At 40.4% G+C, this 1,727-nt stretch carries 1 protein-coding gene; it reads left to right on the top strand.

The genetic code is table 11. The annotated features are described in order from the left end of the window. The first annotated feature begins 205 nt into the window (after positions 1-205). Positions 206-1,579: an MATE family efflux transporter gene (locus G590_RS0117735; protein ID WP_022766978.1), complete on the top strand. Its 1,374-nt coding sequence runs from the start codon at positions 206-208 to the stop codon at positions 1,577-1,579. The last annotated feature ends 148 nt before the right edge of the window (positions 1,580-1,727 follow it).

Genomic DNA, 1,727 nt, shown 5'->3' with positions numbered 1-1,727 from the left:
GGAATCCACTGCCTGACTAGGTTATCATGTAAGAGTAAATTCAGCTACATAGAATTTAACCTTACAAACAAGAATTAACTTTTACATTTTAGGAAAATTTTTCAAAAAACACTTGAGCTAAAGTTAACTTTAAGTTGTATGATTTATAAGATTGGTAATTTCAAAAAACATGCAAGCAGAGACTTGTGATGGCAAAGGATGCGCAATGAACAGTAACAGAACCACGGTAATAGATGAAAACACACCTCTTTTGGTATTGGCAGGGCCCATGTTTCTTGAGCTTCTGCTGAATACAATGCTGCACAATATCGATACTGTAATGCTTAGTCACTATAACGAATATGCCGTAGGAGCAGTAGGAAATGCGAATACCATCATGTTTATGATGATAATATTTTTCAATATTATCGCTACTGCTACAAGTGTGGTTGTGGCGCAGTATCTCGGGGCCAAAATGTATGATCGCATGAACATGATATACACGCTTGCGATAGTAGTTAATCTTGTATTTGGAATGGTACTCAGCGCTGCCTTTTGTGCAGCTAATCCATTTATAATGAATTTTCTGCATGTCTCACCGGAGATGCGTCCGTTCTCGATGACTTATATCTATATTGTCGGCGGTGGTGGCTTCCTGATGGCGGTGTCCAATGTAATGCTGCAGATACTGAGATGTAACGGATATACCAAAATCGGTATGTGGGTTACATTCGGCATCAATATTGTCAATATCATCGGGAATTATCTATTTCTGTATGGGCCTTTGAAATTCCTTAATATGGGTGTTGCAGGGGTAGCAATATCGACAGTTGCTGCCAGATTTTTGTCAGTGGTCTCGCTCATAGCCTTTTTCTATATAACAAAGACCGGAAGACTTTCACTGCGGTATTTGAACCCATTCCCATTCAAGCTGCTTTCAAGAATGATCAAGATCGGGCTCCCTTCAGCAGGCGAGAATCTTACTTATAATCTCTATCAGACAACCCTTCTTTCTTTTGTCAATGCCATGGGAAATGATGCGGTTAATGCAAGGGCGTACTGTAATACGCTTATCTCTTTTGCAATGATCTTTTCAAACGCGTCAGCCATGTCTACACAGATAATCACAGGGCATCTGGTAGGAGCCGGCAAGACCGAAGAAGCATATAAAAGAGTGTTCAAGACACTAAAAACTTCTATGCCTATAACGATAGCTCTTGCATGTATCAATGCAATTCTGTGCAGATTCACGCTACATATTTTTACGGACAATATTAATGTCATTGCCCTTGGTCAGAAGATAATGATTGTTGATATATTGGTTGAATTTGGTCGGTGCCTCAATATGACTTTTGTCAGCAGCCTCAAAGCAGCCGGGGCATATATGTTCCCGTTTATAGCCGGTGTTCTGTGTAACTGGGGGCTGGGGCTTACGACGGGATATGCTGTTGGAGTCGCGCTTGGATTGGGTGTTGCGGGTATATTTATAGGAACGGCGACAGATGAATGTATAAGAGGCCTTATCGTCATGTATTATTGGTATAAAAAGAAATGGCTTGGAAAGTCAGTGATCGATAAAACCGATGTTCTTCTTGAATGAAGAAAAGCTGATCAGAAAATAAGATAAAAAAGGGCTTGGTTTAATAAACCAAGCCCTTCAGACTGTAGACAAAGTCCACGGCATTCGCCGTGGATTTTTCTTTGTAAAAGTGTCATGAACCCAGTATTTATCTGGGATTGAGGCACTT

Origin of the sequence: Butyrivibrio sp. XPD2006 (assembly GCF_000420865.1) — a bacterium.
Classification (GTDB): Bacteria; Bacillota; Clostridia; order Lachnospirales; family Lachnospiraceae; genus Butyrivibrio.
Note: the sequence above shows the minus strand (reverse complement) of the source record. Positions and strands in the feature narration are given on the sequence as shown.

Coding starts and splice junctions, on each gene's coding strand:
- G590_RS0117735 (WP_022766978.1), top strand. CDS start 206: ATGAACAGTAACAGAACCACGGTAATAGATGAAAACACACCTCTTTTG.